The sequence below is a fragment of the Petrotoga sp. 8T1HF07.NaAc.6.1 genome (assembly GCF_016772115.1).
In the GTDB taxonomy this organism is placed as follows: domain Bacteria; phylum Thermotogota; class Thermotogae; order Petrotogales; family Petrotogaceae; genus Petrotoga; species Petrotoga mobilis.
Genome location: NZ_AUPG01000004.1, coordinates 91,413 through 113,329 on the forward strand (window position 1 = coordinate 91,413; position 21,917 = coordinate 113,329).

The 21,917-nt window shown below is 33.6% G+C and carries 20 protein-coding genes and 1 riboswitch; of the genes, 8 read left to right on the forward strand and 12 right to left on the reverse strand.

Translation table 11 applies throughout. The annotated features are described in order from the left end of the window. Nucleotides 1-2: 2 nt before the first annotated feature. From NAAC61_RS03955 to NAAC61_RS03970, 4 genes are read right to left on the reverse strand one after another with little or no spacing between them, the layout of a single operon-like run. Nucleotides 3-1,016 carry an ABC transporter ATP-binding protein gene (locus NAAC61_RS03955; RefSeq protein WP_103064742.1) on the reverse strand — a complete coding sequence of 338 codons (1,014 nt, stop codon included), beginning with the start codon at nt 1,014-1,016 and terminating at the stop codon, nt 3-5. Beyond that, complete coding sequence (locus NAAC61_RS03960) at nt 1,009-1,998, reverse strand: ABC transporter ATP-binding protein (RefSeq protein WP_012209570.1); 990 nt, start codon at nt 1,996-1,998, stop codon at nt 1,009-1,011. The genes NAAC61_RS03955 and NAAC61_RS03960 overlap by 8 nt, the downstream gene beginning before the upstream one ends. A 5-nt stretch (nt 1,999-2,003) precedes the next feature. Beyond that, nucleotides 2,004-2,879 carry an ABC transporter permease gene (locus NAAC61_RS03965; RefSeq protein ID WP_202695345.1) on the reverse strand — a complete coding sequence of 292 codons (876 nt, stop codon included), beginning with the start codon at nt 2,877-2,879 and terminating at the stop codon, nt 2,004-2,006. A 13-nt stretch (nt 2,880-2,892) separates the two neighbouring features. Continuing rightward, a complete protein-coding gene (locus tag NAAC61_RS03970; RefSeq protein WP_337919695.1) occupies nt 2,893-3,582 on the reverse strand; it encodes an ABC transporter permease in 690 nt (229 codons plus the stop codon). A 286-nt stretch (nt 3,583-3,868) separates the two neighbouring features. On the opposite strand from NAAC61_RS03970, the gene dnaA reads away from it, so the two are divergent. Continuing rightward, the gene (gene dnaA / locus NAAC61_RS03975; protein ID WP_012207857.1) at nt 3,869-5,233 is read left to right on the forward strand and encodes a chromosomal replication initiator protein DnaA; all 1,365 of its coding nucleotides are present in this window, start codon (nt 3,869-3,871) and stop codon (nt 5,231-5,233) included. A gap of 108 nt (nt 5,234-5,341) precedes the next feature. Here the strand turns inward: dnaA and NAAC61_RS03980 are convergent, their stop codons facing one another. Further along, complete coding sequence (locus tag NAAC61_RS03980; RefSeq protein ID WP_012207858.1) at nt 5,342-6,139, reverse strand: family 1 encapsulin nanocompartment shell protein; 798 nt, start codon at nt 6,137-6,139, stop codon at nt 5,342-5,344. A gap of 366 nt (nt 6,140-6,505) precedes the next feature. Between NAAC61_RS03980 and NAAC61_RS03985 the strand changes: the two genes are divergently transcribed. Further along, complete coding sequence (locus NAAC61_RS03985) at nt 6,506-7,762, forward strand: IS110 family transposase (protein WP_443146882.1); 1,257 nt, start codon at nt 6,506-6,508, stop codon at nt 7,760-7,762. Between the two features lie 153 nt (nt 7,763-7,915). Here the strand turns inward: NAAC61_RS03985 and NAAC61_RS03990 are convergent, their stop codons facing one another. Next, a complete protein-coding gene (locus tag NAAC61_RS03990) occupies nt 7,916-8,278 on the reverse strand; it encodes an encapsulin-associated ferritin-like protein (protein WP_012207859.1) in 363 nt (120 codons plus the stop codon). Between the two features lie 237 nt (nt 8,279-8,515). On the opposite strand from NAAC61_RS03990, the gene NAAC61_RS03995 reads away from it, so the two are divergent. Further along, on the forward strand, nt 8,516-9,229 hold the full coding sequence (locus tag NAAC61_RS03995) for a hypothetical protein (RefSeq protein ID WP_121514297.1): 714 nt from the start codon (nt 8,516-8,518) through the stop codon (nt 9,227-9,229). On the opposite strand, the gene NAAC61_RS04000 is transcribed toward NAAC61_RS03995, so the two are convergent. Both NAAC61_RS04000 and NAAC61_RS04005 read right to left on the reverse strand, forming a co-directional pair. After that, complete coding sequence (locus NAAC61_RS04000) at nt 9,226-10,764, reverse strand: ABC transporter permease (protein WP_202695347.1); 1,539 nt, start codon at nt 10,762-10,764, stop codon at nt 9,226-9,228. The genes NAAC61_RS03995 and NAAC61_RS04000 overlap by 4 nt on opposite strands. Nucleotides 10,765-10,768: 4 nt before the next feature. Next, on the reverse strand, nt 10,769-11,746 hold the full coding sequence (locus NAAC61_RS04005; RefSeq protein ID WP_121567509.1) for a thiamine ABC transporter substrate-binding protein: 978 nt from the start codon (nt 11,744-11,746) through the stop codon (nt 10,769-10,771). A 137-nt stretch (nt 11,747-11,883) separates the two neighbouring features. Further along, a riboswitch (TPP riboswitch) is annotated at nt 11,884-11,988 on the reverse strand. Nucleotides 11,989-12,094: 106 nt separating this feature from the next. Here NAAC61_RS04005 and deoC point away from each other — a divergent pair. Next, nucleotides 12,095-12,844, forward strand: a complete 750-nt coding sequence (gene deoC, locus NAAC61_RS04010) for a deoxyribose-phosphate aldolase (RefSeq protein ID WP_121567510.1) — start codon at nt 12,095-12,097, stop codon at nt 12,842-12,844. A 66-nt stretch (nt 12,845-12,910) separates the two neighbouring features. Here the strand turns inward: deoC and NAAC61_RS04015 are convergent, their stop codons facing one another. Further along, entirely contained in the window at nt 12,911-13,108 is a 198-nt protein-coding gene (locus NAAC61_RS04015; protein ID WP_012207866.1) for a cold-shock protein, read from the reverse strand. Between the two features lie 340 nt (nt 13,109-13,448). Between NAAC61_RS04015 and efp the strand changes: the two genes are divergently transcribed. After that, nucleotides 13,449-14,006, forward strand: coding sequence for an elongation factor P (gene efp / locus NAAC61_RS04020; RefSeq protein WP_103064751.1), 558 nt, complete (start codon nt 13,449-13,451; stop codon nt 14,004-14,006). A gap of 44 nt (nt 14,007-14,050) precedes the next feature. Here efp and NAAC61_RS04025 read toward each other — a convergent pair whose 3' ends face one another. The 3 genes from NAAC61_RS04025 to NAAC61_RS04035 all read right to left on the reverse strand — a co-directional run bounded on the left by NAAC61_RS04025 (nt 14,051) and on the right by NAAC61_RS04035 (nt 17,510). Then, a complete protein-coding gene (locus tag NAAC61_RS04025) occupies nt 14,051-15,484 on the reverse strand; it encodes an MATE family efflux transporter (RefSeq protein WP_202695348.1) in 1,434 nt (477 codons plus the stop codon). Continuing rightward, on the reverse strand, nt 15,485-15,949 hold the full coding sequence (locus tag NAAC61_RS04030) for a MarR family winged helix-turn-helix transcriptional regulator (RefSeq protein WP_103064753.1): 465 nt from the start codon (nt 15,947-15,949) through the stop codon (nt 15,485-15,487). It lies immediately after the preceding gene. 199 nt (nt 15,950-16,148) lie between these two features. Then, a complete protein-coding gene (locus tag NAAC61_RS04035) occupies nt 16,149-17,510 on the reverse strand; it encodes an MATE family efflux transporter (RefSeq protein ID WP_199171469.1) in 1,362 nt (453 codons plus the stop codon). 240 nt (nt 17,511-17,750) lie between these two features. Here NAAC61_RS04035 and NAAC61_RS04040 point away from each other — a divergent pair, with 240 nt between their 5' ends. Genes NAAC61_RS04040 through NAAC61_RS04050 form a run of 3 tightly spaced genes read left to right on the forward strand, consistent with a single transcriptional unit; the run spans nt 17,751 to nt 21,915 of the window. Beyond that, the gene (locus tag NAAC61_RS04040; protein WP_012207871.1) at nt 17,751-18,188 is read left to right on the forward strand and encodes a MarR family winged helix-turn-helix transcriptional regulator; all 438 of its coding nucleotides are present in this window, start codon (nt 17,751-17,753) and stop codon (nt 18,186-18,188) included. 20 nt (nt 18,189-18,208) lie between these two features. Continuing rightward, on the forward strand, nt 18,209-19,852 hold the full coding sequence (locus NAAC61_RS04045; protein ID WP_146026677.1) for a PEGA domain-containing protein: 1,644 nt from the start codon (nt 18,209-18,211) through the stop codon (nt 19,850-19,852). A gap of 2 nt (nt 19,853-19,854) precedes the next feature. Beyond that, complete coding sequence (locus NAAC61_RS04050) at nt 19,855-21,915, forward strand: hypothetical protein (RefSeq protein WP_121959132.1); 2,061 nt, start codon at nt 19,855-19,857, stop codon at nt 21,913-21,915. Nucleotides 21,916-21,917: the final 2 nt, after the last annotated feature.

Consider the following 21,917-nt stretch of genomic DNA (forward strand, 5'->3'; position numbering starts at 1 on the left):
ATCTAAACGGCACTCTTTTCATATTCTGAATCATAGAGATGACAGGCAACTTCTTGGTTTTCAACATTTTTCAAAATGGGTTCTTTAATTTTACAAATTTCTTTTGCATACGGGCATCGAGGATGAAACCTACAACCTGTAGGGATGTTAACGGCATTTGGAACTTCCCCTTGAGGTATTATTCTTCTTTTCTTGCTCTTGGGGTCAGGTTCAGGAACGGCTGATATTAGAGCTTGAGTGTACGGATGTTTGGGTTTTGTATATATTTGCTCAAAATTTCCAACTTCGATAATTTTGCCCAAGTACATTACGGCGATTCTGTCACATATATATTTGGTTGTAGCTAAATCGTGTGTGATGAAAAGATAAGTCAGATCAAAATCGTTTTTTAAGTTGATCATCAGTTGCAACAATTGGGATCTAACAGAGACATCCAACATCGCAACTGCTTCATCCGCCACAACAAAAGTAGGCTTTAAGATCAAAGCTCTTGCTATTACAACCCTTTGCCTTTGACCACCAGATAAATCACGAGGATATCTATAATAATACTCACTAGCAGGTGATAACTGTACCCTTTCCAACATCTCCATAACAAGCTTTTGTCTTTCGGAATGGTCTTTGCCAATATTGTGTATTTCTAGAGGATGCATCACAGCCTCACCGATCCTCATATGAGGGTTCAAGGCTGCAAGTGGGTCTTGAAAGATTATTTGAATCTCTTTTCTTATGTGTTTTAATTCTTTTTTTGTTAATGTACTGATGTCTTTTTCTTTGAATAAAATTTTTCCTTCAGTGGGATCTTCTAACCTTGTAATCAGCCTACCTGTAGTTGTTTTCCCGCTTCCTGATTCACCAACTAAACCAAGAGTTTCACCTTTTTTTACTTCAAAATTAATCTCATCTACCGCCCTTACGTATTTTGGTGGAGTTCTAGTTAAAACTTCCCCCACCGTTCTTTTTAGAGGAAAATATTTTTTCAAACCTTGAACTTTTAAGATTGTATTTTCAGTCATTAGTACCACCTACATTTACATTATTTAAATCTTGAGAATTTTCATAAAGCCAGCACTTAACTTCCGATCCTTCGATTAAAAAACTTGGGGGCTCCTGCTCATGGCAGATATCCATAGCATACTCACACCGAGGGGCGAATCGGCATCCTTTTGGAGGTTTACCTAAATCTGGAGGACTTCCAGGAATATATTTTAAATCTTTGTCGTTGATATCTGTATTTGGGATTGAATCTAAAAGAGCTTTTGTATAAGGGTGCTTGGGATTGTAATAAATATTTTCCTTTGAAGATATTTCCACCAAATGACCGGCATACATTACTCCAATCTTATCTGCAAGTTGAGCAACTACACCTAAATCATGTGTTATAAGCAACATAGACATTTGATATTCATCCCTTAATTTATTCATCAACTCTATTATTTGTGCTTGAACTATGACATCCAAAGAAGTTGTTGGCTCATCAGAAATGACAAAGGACGGTTTTAAAACAAGACCTAGGGCGATCATCACCCTTTGTCTCATACCACCACTGAATTGAAATGTATATTGGTTCATCCTACTTGGGTCTATTCCCACATCCTTTAGGACACCACCACCCATTTCTATAGCTTTTTCTTTAGATATATCGGGAAAATGAGCTCTTACAATTTCAACAAACAGGTCTTTGACTTTCATGATGGGATTGAGAGAAGTCATCGGATCTTGAAAGATCATGGTAATATCTCTACCACGAATTTCTCGCATTTGTTTTTCGTTCATTTTAATAATATTTTGACCATTTAATATAATTTCGCCGTACAATCGTGCATTTAACGGTAATATTTTCATTATAGCTTGTCCTAAGGTAGACTTCCCACAGCCCGATTCTCCCACTAGGCCCAGGGTTTCTCCGTCTTTTACCTTAAAACTAACATCGTCAACCGCTTTTATAATACCCTCTTCACTTTTATAATAAACTTTCAGATTTTTCACTTCAAGCACTCTTACTACCTTCTTTCCCTAATTGTAGGATTCAGCATCTCGTTCAAACCTTCGCTGAACATGGAAAATCCTAGTGTAACAGTCATTATAGCAACACCGGGAAACGTCAAAGCCCACCAAGCACCACTCAAAATGAATCTTTGACCGTTGCTCAAATCAAAACCCCAATCGGGAGTTGGAGGAGCTATGCCTAATCCCAAAAAGCTCAACCCAGCTTCTGTCATTATGGCGTCTGCTAGGTTCATAGAAAGCACAACCACAACGGACGGAAGCACATTTGGAAGTATATACCTTCCCAAAATAGACAAGTTCGAAGCGCCTATAGCCCTTGCGCCATCGACATAAAGTTCATTTTTTACTGAAGATACTTGATTCCTAATGACCCTAAAGTATGTGGGTATGTAAACCACGGCTATTGAAATAGCGATATTCATAATACCTGGTCCTAAAAATGCAGCTATCGCAATGGCAAGAATTAAACCTGGAAAGGAATATACAGCATCCATAACAATGGTCATTATTCTATCGAATATTCCTCCTACAAATCCCGATAATAGTCCTAACGGTATGCCAATTGCTGAAGCTATTGCTACAGAAACAAAAGCTATTGTTAAGGCAATTCTAGCCCCATAAACAACCCTGCTAAATACATCTCTTCCAAGGTTATCAGTTCCAAACCAGAACTCATTACTCGGAGGGGTTAAAGATCTTCCAACCCTTTCTGTAGGGTCGTAAGGAGCTATCTGAGGTGAAAAAATGGCTAAAAAAATGTAAAAAATTAAAATAACCATACCTATGAAGGTAAGCCATGCATTGGAACCTCTAAAGAATCTGGAAAATCTCTTCCCAATCTTCGATGAAATGAATTTATGTTCTTCCAATTTTATACCCTCCTCAGTACCTTACCCTTGGGTCTATTAAGGCGTTGATAATTTCTACTATTATATTAATTATTATTACGAAAATTGCGAAAAAAACTATCGTTCCTTGAATAGCAGGAAAATCTCTATATCTGATTTTCATGATGAGGTAACTTCCTATCCCTGGCCAAGAAAAAGTTGTTTCAGTTAAAACAGCCCCAGCCATCAATAGTGCAAGCTGTAATCCCATAACGGTTAAAATAGGAACTAAAGCGTTCCTTAAAGCATGCCTGTACAATATCCTATTTTCAGGTATACCCCTTGCTTTAGCAGATTTAACATAATCAGAGGTTAACGTTAAAATTGTATTATTTCGAACCATTCTTAAAAAAATACTTGAGATAAGTTTGTCTCTTTTTTGTGCGGCTTTTGAACCCCAAAAGATCCCTATAACTACTGCTACAATAAACGCAAAAATTGTTAATTCAAGTGTAGCGGGAAATCTTTCTAATATCTCATCAAGTACAGGTCTTCCTGTCATTGTTGAAGTTCCCAAGTCACCTTTGAACAGTCCCCCTACGTATTTAAAAAATTGAACCAATATGGGATCGTTAAGTCCTAATTCTGCTCTCCTGGCTTCAATAACTTCTTGAGAGGCTCTTCCACCTAACATTGCTGCAACGGGATCTCCTGGAATTATCCTAATAACAAAAAATATTATTATTTAAATTAAGTTATTTTAAATTAACATAATATATATTAACATTTCTTATTATTCAAAAATTAATACGTTTGTATATTATACATTTTTATTTTTTAAAACAAAGATTTAACAATTTTCGTTCCACAATTTGCTTCTTAAATCTTTTGAAGACGAGGGATCTAAAAATTTTAAGTTCTATATCAAGCATAAATAGCGTCTAATCAGATTTTTAATCAAAAATTTTCTTGATTAAGTTCACCCCTTATGATAAAGTATATATTGGGTTTTATTCCAAGGGGTGAAAATAATGGAAAAGCATGAACTAATTGAAAAACTACGTTCCAACATGTCTAGAGATACCTGGAATAATTGGCTAACAACGGCTCAAATTTTGGAATTAGACAACAAAAAAGTCGTTGTTGGATTAGGAAATTTATTTATTAAAGAAGCTGTCGAGAAAAGATTCGGTTCAATAATAAAAGAAACTATAAACAATATCCTAGGCAAACCTGTAGAGGTTGTTTTTAAGGAAATCCCTATTAGCAAAGAACAAAAAAATGCAGTAAATGGCCCAATAATAAAAAACAGGCCTTTGAAACTATCAGAGTTTAATCCTGAGTTCACCTTTGACAGCTTTGTTACAGGAAATTCCAATAGAATAGCTTATTATTCAGCCTTGGAAGTTTGTAAAAATCCTGGCAAATATAATCCTTTATTTATATATGGAGATGTTGGACTAGGTAAAACTCATCTTTTACATGCAATAGGGAACTTTTTGATGGAAAATGCTCCTGATTTGAAGGTTAAGTATGTAACCGCTGAGGATTTTATGAATCAAATGATGGATGGAATAAGAGCTAGTGATATGGAGAACTTCCGAGAACGCTTTAGAAGGAATGTTGATTTTTTATTGATAGATGATGTTCAATTTTTAATTGGGAAAAATACCGTACAAAGCGAACTTTTTCATACCTTTAATTCTCTTTTTAACTCAAGAAAACAGATAGTAATATGCTCCGATAGAACACCTGATGAATTGGCAACCTTTCATCCTAGATTGATTAGTAGGTTTGAAATGGGTTTGATAACTGATATACAAGCACCTGATAAGGCAACAAAGTACCTAATAGCTAAGAAAATGGCACAAATGATTTCTCTTCAACTTACCGATGATGTTGCTTATTATTTGGCTGAACATGTCGATACAAACTTAAGAAAACTTCGGGGCGCCATTATGAACCTTCTGTTGCAAAGTCAAATTTCAGGTGCACCAGCAAATATTGAATCTGCAAAAACGATAGTGAATTCAATGATGAGAATGAACGCGAACAAAGTTAGGTTCCAATCACCAGAAGTTCTTGAAACTGTGAAAATAGATACAGTTATAGATTTGGTTGCTGCTGAATTTGATATAAATAGAAAGGATATCTTCTCATCATCTAGAAAAAAAGAAATAGCATTAGCACGTCAAGTTTTAGCTTATCTTTTTAAGACCACTATGAAGTTGAAAACCAAAGATATCTCCGAAAAATTAGATAAAAATCATTCTACTATTATTCATTCCATCAAAAAAATAGAACATTCTTTGTTGATGGGAAATGAAATGATAAAAAATAAGATCAACAACATCAAGAACAAATTGGAAGATGAAAAAGGAATTCTTACTTTATAAAAATAGAAGAAATCGGCCTCAAATTATGATTTAAACAAGAACAAATTGAGGCCGATTTTTTTATTTATAATAATCAGGTTGTTGCAACAAATGTTTTTTAAAAGTAATTTACATTTCTAAACCCACTATAGCTTCTGGCGTTACTACATGGAAGGTTAAACTTTCAGTGAAGAAAAATTTGAGCTGCTCGTCAAACTTGCTTTCATATCCTAAGGAAATATCTTGGCCTAAAATTAATTTAAAGTCTCCACCACGGTTAGAAACTACAAAACTTTCATCCACTTCATGCATAGGTTTTACTTTGGCGTCTATAATTTCTTTAACAACTAAATCCAAAGGATACGATAGATTCATGGTAAATAAATCTTGCCATAATTCTTTGTTGATCACTAAAGTATACGGTCCCTCAATCCCTTGCTCCATGAATCTCTTTTTTACTTCAAATAAAGATTTAACAAAATCTTTAAGGCTTTCTTTGGAGCTCTCCACAGAATTTTGTTTAGCAAGCGTTTGCAAGCCAATTATATTGGCTTTTTCTATACCTTTTAAAATTAATTTATTTTCAAAGGAAGCCAACTGCTTAGCAGCGGTTTCTAACCCTTCCAAATCCGGAGTTTTTAAGCCCCTTTCGATATTATCAAGCTCCCATTGTTTCAAAACAAATGGGTTTCTAATCTCTACTATAGGTAAAACTTGTCTTATTCCCCATCCCAATCCATCTCTTGGGTTTTCTATAAGCTCGTTGGTACCTAAATTGTATGAAGAATAATCCCATCCATAAGGACCTTCAACATCAATAATTGGTCTTATTTTTAATTTGTTCTTAAAAATCTCCTTTGCCCTTTCGTCTAATTCTTCCCAAGCTTCTTCAGTTATTGGAGCTAACTCTCTTTTAAGAAAATCCATTTTTACCCCTCCTCGTATAATATGTATGGATATGAAACTCAAAAAATGGTACTAAAATCAGTCTTTTGATCTTTTTATTATTTCTTTTGTAAAGAGATGCCCTAATGCTAAAATAGTACCAGGATGATTAGCGAGGGAAGATTCCTCGCCTCCTTGCAAGACCTTTTGGCCGTTGCTTAAAAAGCTTGTTTCCTGACTTAGCAGTCAATTTGCTAACCGATTACTGCATCACCTTTGATTAGGCCATCAGCAAGGCTATTTTTCATTGGTGGATGCTCATAGAGCGCGAGGTTGCCTTTGGCTGCTAAGATTAGGGCATCTCTTTCTTTCATCCTTTATCTTTATTCGAAAGGTGGTGAAATAACTATGAATTACGACGTTTTATCTACTTTATTCGTCGGTATCGATGTGAGTTCTCTAACTAATACAGTTTGTGCAATTGATTTTCAAAACAACAAACTTCTTGATTTTGATACTAAAAATAACAGAATAGGTGCTGAATACATCGCTGAGGCTATCGTCAATTGCCTTGTTTCTAATAACCTTGAATATGTCGTTATTGCTTTGGAAGCTACTTCTTTTTACAGTACTCACATAGCCAATTTCCTATCAACCAACAAGAAACTTTTGCCTTTTAAACCTCTTGTGTACCAGCTCATTCCAAAAACTACCGCCAATTACAAAAAGACTTTTGTCGATATCGATAAAACAGATCATTTGGACGCTTACGTCATAGCCGATTTCGCTAGATGTGGCAAGATTTCTTCTTCCCCTTGGCGTGGTTCTCAGTTTTTGGCTTTACAAAGACTCACACGCCATAGGTTCCATTTAGTTCAAACACTCGCTTCTGAAAAGAATTGGATGCTTTCCAACATTTATTTGAAATTCAGTGAATTGGCTGTGAATAATAGGGATAAGCCCTTTTCCGATATATATGGTGCTACGTCTTGTGCTGCTTTGACTGAGTTCTACTCTTTGGATGAAATAGTTTACAAACCCATCGATGAGTTAACTCAGTTCGTTATGAAAAAAAGTAAAAACAGATTCAAAGATCCCGTGAAGGTTGCAACACTTCTTAAACAAGCAGCCAATAATTCGTACAGATTAGACAAAATGGCTTATGAACCTTTGAATATCGCTATCTCTTCTTCCTTCAACGTAATAAAAGCCTTGGAAAATGAAATAGAAACCGTTGATAAGGCTATTGAAAAAACGGTAAAAGGGCTTAATCCCATAGAATATCAATCACTCATCTCTGTCAAGGGTATCGGTCCTGTTATATCCTCTGGTATCATCAGTGAGATAGGTACGATAGCTTCCTTTCCATCTCACGATAGTTTAGCTAAATTCGCAGGACTGACATGGAGAAAACGTCAATCAGGGAATTATTCCTCTGATGAGACAGAAATGACTAAAACAGGTAACCCGTATCTTCGATACTATTTTATAGAAGCTGCTAACTCCGTTAAAAATCATATCCCTGAGTTCGAAGAGTATTATCAGAAAAAATACTACGAGGTTACCACTCATCAACACAAAAGAGCCCTCGCGCTCACGGCTCGTAAGTTGGTTCGCATGATTTTTGCATTGCTGAGCAAAAATCGAATCTATTCGAATTACTAAGTTGAATAGATACAAGTGAATCTTTTTGTGTTTTCAAGCCTATTTTGTGTTTTTCTGAAAGTATGGGCATTGTCAGTTACGCTAATTTTTAACAATTTTTTTGATTTTTACCCCTTGACATATCACCGATTAGCTTCATCTTTAGTATTTTTTCTACTTCAATCCTCTTAGTCCTAAATCACCTTTTTTATTCGAAGAAGATTCTTCTTTGCTTTCTCCTTCAACAGCTTCTTCCTCTACTTCCAGCAATGGCTTTTCTGTGAAAAGATAAGTCTTCAGTTCTTCATCCCATCCATCCATGTTTCTTCTTAACCATTCAATAAGCATTACCGCATGTTCAATTTCTTCGTCTCTATTGTGTTCCATAATTTCTTTGATGGTTGGATCTTTGGAAACAGCCGCCCTTTGGTTGTACCAATCTATTGCTTCAATCTCCTCTTTTAAACTGTTTAATGCGTATACATAAGAACGATCTTTGTCACTTAGTTCTTCATAAGGTTCGTGGTAATCTTGCATTTAGTTTCCCTCCTTTTAATTTTTGATTTACTTTCTTTAGAAACTCTTTATATAGCGCCCCTTCGCCCCGCAGCCCGCCCATTAGGAACGCAACCTGCTCTACAAAATTACTTTTACATTTAAAATTATACCATTTTTTTATTTTTTTCAAAAAATTCCTAGATAGATCACAATATATGTTATAATTAACGTAGATGAGACATATTTTCTTTGAAACTTTGTTTGGAGGAATGTATTATGAGCGATTACGATGATGAAGATTTTAAAAAATTTTTAGATAGATTGTTTAAGGAACATCCAGAGCTTCAAAAGTTCAATCTTGAATTTTTAAAAAACGCAGATCCCAGTGAAATGGACGAGATTATAGAAAATCTAAAAGAGGCTGCTTATAAATTCAAAGAAGCAGAGATCAGTGTAAGGTCAGAAGTGGAGGAAAAATTAAATTACAATATCGATGATTTAGAAATTAATTTCGATAACTTCTTAGAGACTATAACTATATTTCCGTTCGCATTAACTATCAACAGTGAGATGTTGAAAGAAAAAGATGCCAAAGGGAGATTGAGCGGTAAATTTTTTGGAATGTATATTGATTTTAAATACGATAACGTTTTTGAACTTTTATCTATTAGAAAGGTTGGAGCAATGAAGGTTGCTAGTTTGATGAGAAACAATTTTTTTAAATTTTTACCAATAAAACAAAAGATATATGATTACATAAAAACCGCCGTAAATAATTATTTAAAGACCACCGGGCTCATAAAATATTTTGAAATAGATGAGATTAGAGAATTCAATATGTTAGTTATATTGAGGAATAAACTTAATATTTCTAACGATAAATTGTTTGAAGAGGTTTTAAGTAATGAGGAAAACGAAAAATATTATATGATGAAAGCATATTTTATTACGGAGTTCGCTATTGCTGTAGTTGAAAAAGATAATATTTAAATTTCCGACTTTTTTGCAAATTTATTGCTAATATAAAAGATAAAGAAGATTATAATTATGTTCAGCCCACTTAAGGCATTTGCTTCCTGATACAATCTCCCTGAGGAAAGAGAATAGTTAACCACACTTACAAGAGGAAAGTAATCCCTTACTTGCATAGTGTAGCTGATGGTGAATTCACCAAAAATTATTGCAAATATCTGAAGAAACGCACTCGTAATGGAAGAAAGCAGAAGAGGTAATTCTACTTTTAGAAAGATAGTCAGTTTGTTTGCCCCGTCGATTTTTGCAGCTTCAATTATTTTATTGTCAAATCCTCGAACCGGCTGGAATAAAAATGAATACGCAATGGGTATGGTTATCAAGAAATATCCCAAAATCAACAACAATACGTACGGAATATTAAATAGTATATTTAAATAAAGTAAAGCCATACCCAAAAATGCAGATGATATTCCTAAAGTAGCCATTACACTGACATTGATGAGCTTACTGTAATTTTTCAATAAAAAATATGCTGTTATTACAGCAAAGAAAGCTGATACCGTGGATACTAAAAAGGAATTTAAAATCGATCTAACAACTGGATATACACTATTCAACTCTTTAGAGAATAAATTCAAAAATGAAGATATATCAAATTTCATATTTATAAAATCGAAAAAAGAAGCTGCAATACCAATTAAGACGATAGAATATTCAAAGATTAAGTAAAATATCGATATTGTCCTGCTTAGGTATCCGGATTTTTTTTGAGATAATGGCTCAAATTCGAAAGATATAGGTTCAAATTTTGATATAAAGATATTAAGCATCGTGAGGATTATGAGTTGAATTAATGCATAAGATAAAGCCTTGGGAAAGTCCAAGGAGCTTCTTAATGTTGTAGAAATAGCTACTTCCAAAGTAGAATATCTTACTCCACCTAAACTCAAAACAATCGCGAAACTTGTGAAATTATATGTAAATACTAGAAATAAAGCCCTTGAAATGGATGGAATGATCAAAGGTAATTCTACGTTTATAAAAGTCTTAAATTTTCCCGCTCCTTCCATACTGGCTGTTTCAATAAAACTTGCTGGCACCCTTCTAAGAGCCTCCGATATGTAACGAACAAATATGGGAGAGTTATAAAAGATATGAGCTAAAATTATCGCTTTCAACGTGTACATAATATTTAAATTAAAACCTAATTTTGAAAGTATACCAACTGAAGAATAAACAAGAGTGAAAGCCATAACTGCCGAGACCGGAGGAAAAAAGAAAGGGATGAAAATCGTGTTGTCTAATAATTTAGATATGATCCCTTCATTTCTTGAAGTAAAATACGCCGGAATCAAAGTTATAAACATTGACAACACAGATGAAAGAAAGGCTTGATAAAAAGTAAAACCAAGGATCCGCCACGTACGCGGATCCAGGAAATTAACTAAACCTTCCAAACGAAAAAAATCTTTAAATAAAAAAGAAAAAGGAATCAACCACAAACTCAAAAATAAAATAAACAGCAAATTCTTGCTTCTTCTATTGTTCATAAGTTCAGTATAATAGATCCTCCCATTCTTTCAGCCATATTTCTAGATTGTTTGAAATTTCTTGGGCTGGTATAGTCAGAATTTTTTCGGGAACCACTGCATATTGGTAAACCTCAGGTAGTTCAACATCAATTACAGGGAACATCCATTGATTTAAAGGTATTTCTTTTTGAAAATCTTCTGTCAACATAAATTCTATGAATTTCTGAGCTAAATCTAAATTATCAGTACCTTTAACGATACCTGCACCTTCTATTTGAACATATGCACCTTCTTTGGGGATAAAAACCTTGTACTTACTAGATCCGTAATAATATTGCGAATATGCGCTATCAGTTGCATAGCTGACCATCATAGGCGCCTCACCAATTTCGAATTTTGCAAAAGAATCATCCCAGCTAGGACTCACCGTTAATATTGCAGGCTTAAGTCTTTCCCAAAAATCTTTCCACTCATTTTCATAAACGGCTATTGTCCATAGTAAAAAAGCCTGACCGGTGCTTGATGCTCTTGGATCCTGAATTATCAAAGAATTTTTATATTTCGTTAGGTCTTCAAAAGATACTAATTCTTCTTGTATCTTTTCAGGATCATAAATGATGGCAATAGCTCCATAGTCGTAAGGAATTACATAATATTCGGGATCAAATATCAAGGCTTTGTCTGCAACATTTTCAATGTTTTTTGGCTTGTAAGGGATCAATAGATCTTCTTCAACAGCTTTTGCAGCTAAAGACTGATCAAGCCCAATGACTACATCCGCTCTAGGATTTTTCTTTTCCAAAACTAGCCGTGTAAGTACATTACCTGCATCACCCAATTTTACCACTTTTACATCGCAGCCGTACATCTCTTCGAACTTTTGAACCGTACCTTGCTCAATCCAACTGAAACTTTCATAAACATAGACAGTCAATTCCTCAGAAAAAGCAAAAGATAACAAAACAACTATAACACCCAACATCGCTAAAAACTTTTTCACCTTAACTCACCTCTTTTAAATAGTTATTTAGTTAGCTTAAATGAGATAATTTCCAACATGGAATCTCCTATTATTACCCTGTTGTGAAAAATAAAAATCCTGTTCTTCACCAGCAAAGTGAGAACAGGATCAAATTGAATACATATTTTTAGCCTCCCTTCGCTGGTATTATCCAGATCAGGTAGTCAGGGTCGATACCTTTTTGGCATCCTCTCAGCCTTTCAGCTCCCCTGGCCATTTATTATTTACTTTCAAGATTATTATACCACATTTTTTTAAAATATGATAAAATATTTCAGAAATTATTTTCGAAAGACAATCTTATTATTTAAGGGAAGGAGCCAAAACATGAGAATTTCAGAATTAGAAAAGATAATCAAAAATGAAACAAGAAGGGTTGAAAAGGAATTCACTTTTGAGGAAAGACAGGCAGATTTAAAACCCCAAGAAGTGGCAAAATATATTGATCATACCATGCTTAAAGCTACCTCAACACCTTTAGATATCGAAACTCTCTGTAAAGAAGCTAAAGATAACAATTTCTACGCGGTTTGCATTAATCCAACTTATGTAAGTTTATCAAAAGAAATCCTTACAGATAGTGAAGTAAAAGTAGCAACAGTGATTGGATTCCCTCTGGGAGCCAATACTATACAAACAAAAGTTTACGAATCTGAAAATTCGATTAAAGATGGCGCTGATGAATTAGATATGGTGTTGAATATAGGAAGGCTTAAGGTGCAACAGTATGATTATATCTATGAAGAAATACATGCTATTTCTTCATTGACTAAAGATGCTAAAAAATTGTTAAAAGTTATAATTGAAACCTGTTATCTTTCGAAGGAAGAAAAGATAGCTGCCGTTGTAATTTCAAAACTAGCTGGAGCGGATTTTGTTAAAACTTCTACAGGCTTTGGAAGTGGAGGGGCTGAATTAGAGGACGTGGCATTGATGAATTTCCTCGCAGGAAATGAAATGAAAGTAAAAGCATCCGGAGGTATTAAAGACTTGGAAACAGCTTTAAAAATGATAGGTTGTGGAGCTGATAGAATAGGAACAAGCTCAGGATTAAAGATAATTCAAGAGAGCAAATAAATAAAGGAGCGCTTTCGCGCTCCTTGGTGTATTTTGGGTTTAGATTATGGTATACACTTATAAGGGTTATAAGGGTCTTACATTTGAAGCTTGAGGACCTTTGTCACCTTCGACAACTTCAAATTCAACTTCTTGATCTTCTTCTAACTTTCTGTAGCCATCCATTTGAACAGCTGAGAAGTGTACAAATACATCGTTCCCATCTTCCCCTGTGATGAAGCCATAACCTTTCTTTGAATCAAACCACTTTACTTTACCTTTCACTTTGTTACCTCCAAATTTCTACCGCGCCACCCATTGCAGCATACGGAATGTGTTGCAAAAGTATTATAATACAAAATGGATAGGAATGCAAGTTAATTTTTTATAAACAGTATATGAATTATGAGTAAACCTAGCTAAAAGATAATTAGGTACAACATTTTAAACAAACGTACAAGAAAAGACTTGACAAGTTAAGAAATAATTGCTAAATTTATTCTGTAGTGAAGTTTTGCCTATTATTAGTCATCATTAAAAAAATATAATTAAAATGAATTTGTGGGGTTTTAGTTTTTTTATGCCCCTTTAATTGAGATTAACTGAAAATCAAGGAGGAAATTGAATGATCGATGTAGGAGACTTAAGAAAAGGAGATTTTATAGTTTATCAAAACGAAATGTACCGTGTAATTGAAGCCAATAAGCATTTTATGGGAAGAGGCAGCGGATTAATTAGAACCCGCCTAAAAAGTGTCATGACAGGATTAATAAAAGAGGTTAGTTTTTCTAGTGGTGAGAAGGTTGAAGAAGCTGATATAAGTTTTAGTAAAGCCCAGTATTTATACAACGATGACGATCATTATTACTTTATGCTACTCGACACCTATGAACAATATTCTTTGCCTTCTCAAGAGTTAGAAGATGAAAAATTTTATTTAACCGAAAATTTGGAAGTCGATCTAGTCTTTTTTAATGGAAATCCTGTTTCTATTCAACTTCCCACAGTTGTGGTTCTAACCGTTATTGACACAGAACCTAATTTTAAAGGAAACACCGTGTCTGGTGGTGGCAAACCGGCAACATTAGAAACAGGATTGAAAACCACTGTCCCTTTTTTTGTGGAAAGAGGTCAAAAAATAAAAGTAGACACTCGTACAGGAGATTACTTAGAAAGAGCATAAAAAGCGTATATATTAAAGGCTCGATATATTTTTATCGAGCCTTATTATTTTTCTTGGGGTTGGTATTCATGCTTACCTTCCGATGTATAAGATTCCTCAATTTCTTTATCTTCATTGTTAATTTGAACTTGCTTTTTCTGTAGAGTATTCAAAATTTTTATCTCTCTAATCACAAAAAATAATGTTAACAATGCTGATAAAACATCTGAAATAGGAAATGTGTACCAAATGCCCATTAATCCAAAAAAGTGTGACATTACAAACACCATTGGAATAAATATCAATATTTGTCTTGACATTGATAACAATAGTGCAGGACCAGCTCTACCAATAGCTTGAAATAAAGATGATCCAACAACTTGAAAGCCAACAACCCATATAAACATCGCGTCTATTCTTAGAGCAGGAATACCTTCACTAATCAAGGACGGATCTGTTGAAAATATTGACAGTAGAAAACCAGGAAACAATTGAACTAAAAAGAATGAAACTATGGACCATGTAAGAGCAGCAATTGTTGCTTTTTTCAAAACTTCTTTTACTCTGTCATATCTTTTGGCTCCATAATTATAACCAGCTATTGGTAAAAAACCTTGCGCTATACCAAACATAGGCAAAAAAAAGAACATTAAAAGTCTATTTATTACCCCAAAAATTGCTATATGCAGAGAACTCCCGTACGTACCTAGCAAATTATTTAAAACTATTGCTAGTAAACTTCCAGCAACTTGTCTAACAAAAGCAGAAGCTCCAACCCCTAGCGTTTCAGACATGATATGCCTATCTAATATGAAATTCTTTCTGTGAAATTTCAAAGAACTTTTTCCACTGAAAAAGTAATATCCTATATAAATAACACCAACAAGCTGAGAAAGAACAGTAGCTACTGCTGCGCCTTTTACTTCCATATTCAATCCAAATATAAAAATAGGATCAAGAATAATGTTCAATACTCCTGGAACGATCATAGCTATCATGGCATATTTCGCATTACCTTCTGCTCTCATAACGTTGTGACTTGCCATTCCAATTGTAAAGAGTATTGCTCCATACAGGATTACACTCATGTAATCCTCTGCGTATGAAAGGATATCAGGTGTGGCCCCGAAGAGATTTAAAATAGGATCTAAAAAGATAGTACCAAGAATAGTAAGAGCTATGCTTAAAACGAAGATAGCAGAAAAAATATTCCCTAAAGCGTTTTCTGCCCGCTCAACATCTTTGGCTCCTAAACTTCGGGATATTAATGTTCCCCCACCGATTCCTATCATTCCACCAAAAGCCATAATGATCATCTGAATTGGAAAGGCAACAGATACTCCAGCTATTCCAAGTGTACCAACACCTCGGGCAATGTATATAGTATCGACAAAATTGTACAAAGCTTGGACCAACATGGCAACTATTGCTGGTAATGACAGTTCCATTAATAGCTTCCCTATCTTCTTGTCTTCAAGCTTATTGGTATTTTCTTCCAATTACGACACCTCCTCATGATCTTTAGCTTTGTATTTTAGTATGTTAGTGAGCATTTTATCCAATATATGTTGAACCATTTCTTTTTCCTCAGTTGAAAGATTGTCTGTTATAATTCTTTCCCAATAATCATTCATCTTAACCATTTCGTTATAGATTTGGTAAGCTTTATTTGTCAAAAATATTCTATTGATTCGATGATCATTATCATCGATTTTTTTTGTAAGATAACCATTTTTTATAAGCTTCTTGATTGCTCTTGCGGTAGTTGCTTTATCGAAATTTAGCTGCTCGTTTAATTCTTCTTGACTTATTCCATCTCCTTTTTTAAGTAAGTACATAAGAAACTGAAATTGACCTCTTCCAATGTCAAACCTTTGAAGTTCTTTTTTCATCATCGAATTCATGGTTCTGAATAAACATGATATCTTGCTAATAACCGATGGATCTTGCTCTAAATTAAGCAACTTTTGATTTTGCCTCCTTTAAAAATCAGCTCTCCACTCTTCTAAGGAAGAGCCCAGTGATCAATTGAAACCTACAGCCTGACCATAAGAGAGAAATGGAAACAAAAATAATTATAGAAAAAAATTGTTGCATATACAACCATTTTCCCGTTAAAATTTGGTTGCATGTGCAACTAATATTTTCTGGTTTTATATTTTACTACCATGCTTTTTTCTCTTTCCATCTTCCCTTTTGATAAAAATAAAAAAGGATGAAAGATTCTGCGATATCCCCGAACATATAAGAAAGCCACACCCATGTTAAGGGCTGGTTAAAAATATTAATAGCTACGATTAAAATGCATAATTGTATTCCCCACCTTGAAATAATGCTCGATAAAAGAAACGGAAAATTGTACCCCGATGCAGAAAAAGCACTTGCAAGGCCATAACCATATCCTAATACAACTAAACCTACTGATCCATACTTTAGAAATTCAGTTCCATATTTAATCACAATAGCGTCGTTTGTGAAGAGAGAAATCACACTTTCACCAAAACCAAACGCCATTACAATGAAAAATAACATTGCAACTGAACCTAATATTCCCGTGATATTTGCAGCTCTTTCAGATCTTTTTATATCTCCGGCTCCTATCGCCTGACCAACCACAGAAGATGCCCCCATAGTAAGACCAAACAAAGGGACGAAGGCAAATCCAAAAATCCTGCCAGCGATCCCATTTGCTGCGATAGCCTGATTACCAAAAAGTGAGACAAAACCTAATATAGCTATATTTGAAAGATTTCTAAAAAGTATTTCTACACCGTTTGGCATTCCTATAGTTATTAATTTTATATCAATATCTTTATTTAGTCTAAATAAACCTTTTATACGAGGTTTGACTTCATGAGTTCTGGAAAAAAGAATTAAAAAGCCTATAAGAAAAGCAATGGACTGAGAAACCACGGTTGCAATTGCTGCTCCCAAAACTCCAAAACCCAAGCCTGGTAAGTTGATAAAAGGTACCGTTTCAAAGATAAAAATAGGATCAAGAAAAAGGTTTAGTATGCTAACAAATATCATTATAATCATTGGTGTGTTAGCATCCCCCAAACATCTAAAAACAGTGTTTACAGAGTAGGAAGAGAACATTATCGGTAAAAAGAACAATCTTAAATAACCATACTCTAAACCATAATTCACCACAGTTTCATCTGCAAAAAGAGACATCAATGGTTCCAAAAACACTGCCATGAAGGTTGCAGCTATTAATGCCACCAAAAATTTGAAACTTATAGTTTGTTCAATTGATCTTGCAGTTTGATTATAATCTTTTTTACCGTAAGCTTGAGATACCAATGAGATTGAACTTACACCAATAATCTCATTTAATGAATCTACCATCCAAAAAATAGTTGAAAAAATCGTCACCCCCGCTATCGCCTCACTGGAAATCATGCCTATCCAAAAGATATCAACAAGATCGTAAACCATTTGGGCTGCCATACCAAACATTGTAGGTAGTGCCATCAACAAAATATGCTTTATTACACTACCTTTTGTTAGATCTTTTTCCATATATTCCTCCCATAAACATTAAAATAATTTAATTAATAGCGCCCCCTCGCCCCTTCCCCACCCTTAAAAATTCTTTTTAAGAACCTTTGATTATTTTACCATTAATGTATAAATAACTCAACTTTGTAAATTGTCAGATTGATTTTTCAAGAATATGATATACTATATTAGATATTGCGTTTTGATCATGACTGAATCCAGAAAATTAGAGAAATACTTCATAATCTGGGGAGGAATAAAATGGAAAATAACCCTTCAATTCAAATGGAAAAGATGATTAGAGAGATTTGCTCAAAAGTAAAAAGTGAAGGAAGAAAAGTTTTAAAAGAGTTCAACATTTCTCCGGCTCAGTTTGATGTTTTGCAAACCGTTTATTTCAAAGGTCCTAAAATGCTCAGTGACATCAGTAAAAGATTGGGGGTAACAAAAAGCACAACAACTGGACTCATTAGAAGATTGGAAATTGCAGGATATTTGGTTAGGGAAAAATCAAAGAAGGATAAAAGGGTATATGTTGTTCAAATTACTCAAGACGGGACTAATATAATAGAAAACGTGATAAAAAACAGGGTAATATTGATGGAAAAAGTATATGAAAAATTGGGAGAAAAAGAAAGAAGTGTAGAAATATTAAATGAAATCAATAAAATTTTGAATGAAAATCAAGGTGGGATATAACAGTGTATAGAAGGTTTTTAGTGTTTCTCGTATTAATCTTTACAACATTTCTTTTTTCTTACACAATAAATCTAATAGCATTACCTGGTAGTGAAGTTTATTTTGATTCTCAATTTATGGGAACTGTTACAGAAACACCTTTTACAATCGAAGTACCTAATGATACGGATGGTTATCTCCATGTAAAAAAACTGGGATACAGCGATTTTATTGCCCGTATAGAGCTTTTAGGAAGTGAATCCCAAATTACAGCTGAACAAGTTCCTTTAGCCAAACTTATTTTTGATATCAACGTTGATTCTGCCAATATAAAATACACCTTTTTAAATCAAGATTACAATATAGCCTTACCCACATCTAATGAAGTTGATATCCCTTATAACTTAGAAAAAATAATTATAGAAAAAGATGGATTTTTTGCAAAAGAACTAAACCTTGAGTTGAAACCATTTGATAAGAAAAATTTAAGGGTCTCTCTAATTCCTTCTAATGAAATATTGATTGAATCAAATCCTAACCAAGCAAACGTTTTTGTAGATGGAAAGTTAATTGGAACAACTCCTATTACCGTAAAAAGAGATAATTTCGATATAATTTTGTTGGAAAAAGAAGGTTATTTAGTTAAAACAATAAAAAATTTGCCTCAAGATGATAGAATCTTAATTGATTTAGAAAAAGGAATAGAACTCTTTGTTGATAGCGAACCAAAAGATGTGGGGGTATTTTTGGATGGTGAATATGTAGGAAGTACACCAATGAATGGTTTATTCCCTACTGGCACATATAATTTAACATTATCTAAATTAGGATACGAATCTAAAGAAATGCTGATTGAATTAACCCAAAACGGCTTGAACAGATATTATGTTGAATTGAATCCATTTTTAAATACAATAAATTTTCTAAATTCTGAAAATTATGAATTCAATATCGATGGTAAATACGTAGGGAAAGGAATTGATTCGATTATTTTGGATGATTCACCACATTTTGTTAGAATTGTATCCGGAACAAAAAGTTTAGAATTTCCTATTTATAGAGATTTTTATGACAAAATGGAAAGTATAGATCTAAATAAACTTAGCACAGTAAATGTTTATGCTATGTCCAATACGAATGTGAGCTTTTTAGGAAAAACTCAAAAGACTCCTGCATTCTTTCTTTACAATATGTTAAACAATGCCCAGTTTGTTAACTTAAGGACACTAAATAGAACGTACAGTGTACTTTTGGAACCTTCTGAAAGTGTGGATATTTATACGAGTAGTGATTTTGGTAATATTTTTATTACTACTAACGTTAAAGATCCCCTTATCTACATTGACGGTCAATATTTGAATTATAATGATCGGTTTGGTTACCCTCTTAAATCTGGAGTCTATATGGTAGAGGTTAGAAAGTTTAACGAAATAAAACAACAAAAAGTAACCATAAACCCAGGCGAAAAAAGTTTCGTACATTTTGAATTTGACTCTCCTGTACCTGTAAAGGTCAATTTTACAGGGGAGAAGTATACTATCAATGGTGAAGAATATACCAACTCTCAGAAAACTTTCTTTTTACCGTCAGGTCCAACTCTGTTTTCAAATGGAGGCGTATCTGTAGTTCTTTTTGTAAACGAACCTATGTACGTTGATCTAGATAAACTTTTTGGAGGGTTATAACGATGGCAAAAAAAATAGTTTTATTTTTACTTTTTACTTTTATTTCATTGAGTTTGTTATCCCAAACCAACATATCAGATTTACAACCATCCTCGCCAATATATCCTCAAGTGGTGAGAATGGTTGAATCAGGAATCATGTATCTGGACAATCAAGGCCGGTTCAGGGGTTCTCAACAAGTTTTAAGATATGATTTGGCCGAATTTGGTTCAAACATGCTCGATTATGTAGATGGACTTTATGGTCAAGATCTACAAGAAATAAGTAATAGATTACTTAAGCTCGAAAATTTAAATACTGAAATAAGACTGTACAATTTAGAAAGTACCGTTTTTGCCCACGATGACCGACTATCTTATTTGGACTCTACTATCCAAAATTTGGGGAAAAATGTATCGGATATTTTAAAAGTAATTGATCCCAGTCAACCAATTAACGAAGACAATATTATCTTCCAAGAGATTTCTCAAGGAGCAATTGATATTGCAAAAAAAACTGCACAAGATGAAGTTCAAATGATTGCTGACTCTTCAATGGCATCTTTAACAATTTTTCAAGAACAACTTCACAATTTTGAACAAGAGGTAAAGAACTTAAACTCCAAATACGATCAAACTATTGAAAGTTTGGAATCTGTATTGCTAACTTCTACACAAGAAAATAGAGAAGAACTAAAAAATTATATAGACATGTTGTTAAATCTCGAAATAGACGGATTGAGAACATCTTTGACAAACATCGCTAAAAATGAAGTTTATCTATATAACGACACATTGTCTGCTACACTGAATAATCTTGATCAAAGAATTTTAAGGTTAGAAAGTGAGATACTTCCATATGAAAACAGTTATAATGAACTGAGTAAAAAGATTAATGAAAACGAAGCCAAGCTGAATTTCATTCTCTCAAATGTTTCAACAAGTATTTCATCAGAAACATTAAACGATGAACTATTGTTGGAAATGAGAGCCGATATCGAAGGGTTGAAAGTAAAAACTAATAATCTCTCAAACGATCTAACTGTATTATATGATCAAGTGTCTTCTAACCAATCTTACATAGAAACTTTCGATGCAAGGCATGCCTACTACAACTCTAAAATATTAGATTTGCAAAATAAATATAACACTCTTTCTGGGCAAATAATAATTCAGAACAAAAAATTGGATAACATAATTTTTGAATTATCAAAGCTTACGCCAACGTCATCAGAGATGGTTGCTCCTCAGTATACTATTGATATCAAAAATCTTCAAGAAAGAGTTTCAAGTTTAGAAAGAACTATTGGTGCTTATTATGATCAAATTGGTGAGCTGACTGTATATGCTACGATGTTTGAAGAATTTAATGATAATTTGAATGAACTTTATTTGGCATTAGAAAAAAATAACGGTGATATTCAAACTTTAAAAGAACAAACAGAAGCGTTAAATGCTCAAATATCGTCTTTAGCAACTTTGACTAATTTAAATAAAGATACATTATCACAAATAGGTGATATTACAAAAATAGCTGAAACAGTAGATTATTTGAATGATAACTATCAAGATTTGAACAGAACAAATGCGCAATTACAAAACGACTTAATACAAGTAGAGAATAGATTATACAATATTGAAAATACTTTGAACAATTTTCAAATAACTTCTTCTGAGATAGAAGAACTTAAAAATTCTTATAATTCTTTACTTGAAAAATACTATGAAATTAAAAGTGAGTCTGAATATTTGAATGATCCTATGATGTTAAAAAACGATCTCAAGGCAGAACTATCTCAGCAGTTAGCAACGGAGTTAGTTTCCCTCGAAAAAGAATTGAAAAATATCGAAGATGAACTTTCAAGTGTTGAATCAAGAATTTCTAACCTTGAAAAAACCGTTTTTCTTCACGATGAAAGTATTGCCATGCTTTCACAAAAAACTGATGAGACAGTAGAAAAAATTAATAATTTAGAAAGTTCTGTACAACAGATTGAAAAACCTAATCAAACTTATATTTCATCAATAATTATAGGACTTGTGGGGGTTTTGGTTGGTGCAGGAATTGTTTTATTATTCCAATAATT

Coding starts and splice junctions, on each gene's coding strand:
- NAAC61_RS03985 (WP_443146882.1), top strand. CDS start 6,506: ATGAATTACGACGTTTTATCTACTTTATTCGTCGGTATCGATGTGAGT.
- NAAC61_RS03955 (WP_103064742.1), bottom strand. CDS start 1,016: ATGACTGAAAATACAATCTTAAAAGTTCAAGGTTTGAAAAAATATTTT.
- NAAC61_RS04035 (WP_199171469.1), bottom strand. CDS start 17,510: ATGGAAAAAGATCTAACAAAAGGTAGTGTAATAAAGCATATTTTGTTG.
- efp (WP_103064751.1), top strand. CDS start 13,449: ATGATCGATGTAGGAGACTTAAGAAAAGGAGATTTTATAGTTTATCAA.
- NAAC61_RS03990 (WP_012207859.1), bottom strand. CDS start 8,278: ATGCAAGATTACCACGAACCTTATGAAGAACTAAGTGACAAAGATCGT.
- NAAC61_RS04000 (WP_202695347.1), bottom strand. CDS start 10,764: ATGAACAATAGAAGAAGCAAGAATTTGCTGTTTATTTTATTTTTGAGT.
- deoC (WP_121567510.1), top strand. CDS start 12,095: ATGAGAATTTCAGAATTAGAAAAGATAATCAAAAATGAAACAAGAAGG.
- NAAC61_RS03995 (WP_121514297.1), top strand. CDS start 8,516: ATGAGCGATTACGATGATGAAGATTTTAAAAAATTTTTAGATAGATTG.
- NAAC61_RS03980 (WP_012207858.1), bottom strand. CDS start 6,139: ATGGATTTTCTTAAAAGAGAGTTAGCTCCAATAACTGAAGAAGCTTGG.
- NAAC61_RS04050 (WP_121959132.1), top strand. CDS start 19,855: ATGGCAAAAAAAATAGTTTTATTTTTACTTTTTACTTTTATTTCATTG.
- dnaA (WP_012207857.1), top strand. CDS start 3,869: ATGGAAAAGCATGAACTAATTGAAAAACTACGTTCCAACATGTCTAGA.
- NAAC61_RS04040 (WP_012207871.1), top strand. CDS start 17,751: ATGGAAAATAACCCTTCAATTCAAATGGAAAAGATGATTAGAGAGATT.